Here is a 2,289-nt window from a genome sequence, read left to right as displayed (position 1 = left end):
CATGGAGTTCGATGTCTCTTTCAGAACATGTTAACGCAGTGATCGATGAACGAGGGCTAACCAGTAAAGAAGCAATCAAAGAAGTTGCTAAATTAAGAGACATAAAAAAACAAGAGGTTTATGCTGCTTATCATGAACTTTAAATAGAAAAATGTGAATAAACGATAAAAATTTGCGTTTTATCGATTATTTCCTAACTTTTTGGACAAGTTTCTCATTTAAAATAGAGAACTTGTCCCGAAAGAGCAAGATTGGGACAAAGAATGGCTAAAAAAGGGCAGTTTGTCTCTCGTTAATGAAAAAAGTATTGAGAACTTGATTAATCTGTTTTTTGAGTGTTGAATAAAAAAAACTTGCTCAAAAAAGAAATCTTTCGTATACTTATCGACAACACCATAAAATAATGAATGACAGAGATCATTCGTTTTAGGAGGAAAATAAAATATGAAACAACAAACGGCAACTGGTAATCCAACCATGTCAGGCTACCAAAAGAAAATATTGGCTTCATCAGCAGTAGGATACGGATTAGAAAATATGGACATTATGTTCTTATCTTTCTCATTATCCTCTATTATTGCGGATTTGCAGCTCAATAGTGCGGCAGCAGGACTCATCTCAACGGTGACTAATTTAGGGATGCTACTGGGAGGCGTTTTATTTGGTGTGTTAGCCGATAAACATGGTCGAATCAAAATGTTCAGCTACACTGTTTATATTTTTGCTTTCGCCACAGCAGCTATGTACTTTGCAAACAACATCTACTTAATTTACTTCTGCCGCTTCTTAGCTGGTGTGGGAGCAGGCGGCGAATACGGAATCGGCATGGCTCTGGTTGCTGAAGTATTTTCTAGAAAGAAAATGGGAGCGATGACGTCAATCGTTACAATTTCTGGACAATTCGGCTCTATTTTAGCAGCAATCTTAGCAGCACTTATCATTCCAACACTTGGATGGAATACGTTATTCTTATTTGGTCTAGTGCCAGTTATTATGGCTGTTTTGGTGCGCAAGCATTTGGATGAAACAGATGAATGGAAACAAGCACAAAAAGAAACGGACGGTCCTTCGACATCGATCAAAGCATTATTTAAAACACCTAAGTTAACGCGCTTGACGGTTTCCTTAATGATCATGGCTACCGTTCAAATTGCCGGTTACTTTGGTTTAATGAATTGGCTGCCATCCATTTTGCAAAAAAGCTTAGGGTTGTCGGTTTCTGATTCATCAATTTGGATGATTTCAACAATTGTCGGTATGAGTATTGGCATGTTGCTATTTGGTCGTATCTTGGATAAATTAGGAGCCCGGACAGCTTATGCGCTGTTCTTGCTTGCTTCAGCAGCCTCCGTCTTTTTATTTGTCACAGCGACTAGCGAATGGACATTGTTGTTAGGAGGAGCAGTCGTTGGCTTTTTTGCAAATGGAATGTTTGCAGGGTATGGTGCAATCGTCGGTAGACTTTATCCAACACATATTCGTTCAACAGCTAATAATGTCATTCTGAATGTGGGGCGTGCGGTTGGCGGATTTTCATCTGTTGCGATTGGCCTCATTCTAGACCATTATAATTTGTTTGCGGTTATGTTGTTCTTATCTGCACTCTACTTGATCAGTTTTGTGATCATGATGAGCATTAAAGGCTTGAAAAAAGATAATTACCAAAATCCAAATTATAGTGTCGAATAAGTCGGAACAATCACTAAAAAATCCCAGAAGAAGGTGCTGAATAAAGCACTTCTTTTCTGGGATTTTTTGTAGCTCTATAACTTTACTCTTCTGATGAAGAAGAGTTGTCTTTTGCCAATAAGTCGCGAATTTCTTTTAAATATTGTTCAGCGGCTGGTATTTCTACTTCTTTACCGACTTCGCCTGTTTCTTTTTTGAATTTAGCAGCTGCAGTATTAATAATTTTGATAAACATAAAAACAACAAAGGCAATCAGCAAGAAATTAATAACGGCTTGTAAAAAGGCGCCGTAAGCTAACGTGGTATTTCCAATTTTTAAAGATAAGTTAGAAATATCATGACCGCCGATAACTATCCCAACTACGGGCATAATGATGTCTTCAACGAGAGAGGTTACAATCGCTGTAAATGCAGATCCGATGACGACCCCAACAGCTAAGTCGAGTACATTGCCTTTAAAAGCAAATTCTTTAAATTCTTCTATAAAATTCTTCATGTGGTTTGCTCCTTCTTTTTCAACTGTTCCCAGTATAATAAAAAAGAGGGGCAATTAAAAGGGTGACTCCTTAAGCGTACTTTATTTATTAGAACTAATAGAAT

General features: G+C 37.5%; 2 protein-coding genes and 1 pseudogene. 2 read left to right on the top strand and 1 reads right to left on the bottom strand.

Translation table 11 applies throughout. The annotated features are described in order from the left end of the window. Positions 1-143, top strand: a pseudogene (locus RT405_RS01925) (16S rRNA (cytidine(1402)-2'-O)-methyltransferase); the annotation flags it as partial. Between the two features lie 301 nt (positions 144-444). After that, on the top strand, positions 445-1,689 hold the full coding sequence (locus tag RT405_RS01920) for an MFS transporter (RefSeq protein WP_313467104.1): 1,245 nt from the start codon (positions 445-447) through the stop codon (positions 1,687-1,689). 82 nt (positions 1,690-1,771) lie between these two features. Here the strand turns inward: RT405_RS01920 and mscL are convergent, their stop codons facing one another. Then, the gene (gene mscL / locus RT405_RS01915; protein WP_313467102.1) at positions 1,772-2,185 is read right to left on the bottom strand and encodes a large conductance mechanosensitive channel protein MscL; all 414 of its coding nucleotides are present in this window, start codon (positions 2,183-2,185) and stop codon (positions 1,772-1,774) included. Between the last annotated feature and the right edge of the window lie 104 nt (positions 2,186-2,289).

It is taken from the genome of Carnobacterium sp. (genome assembly GCF_032094055.1).
In the GTDB taxonomy this organism is placed as follows: Bacteria; Bacillota; Bacilli; order Lactobacillales; family Carnobacteriaceae; genus Carnobacterium_A.
The sequence above is the reverse complement of the archived record's forward strand: the minus strand, read 5'-3'. Positions and strand labels throughout refer to the sequence as shown.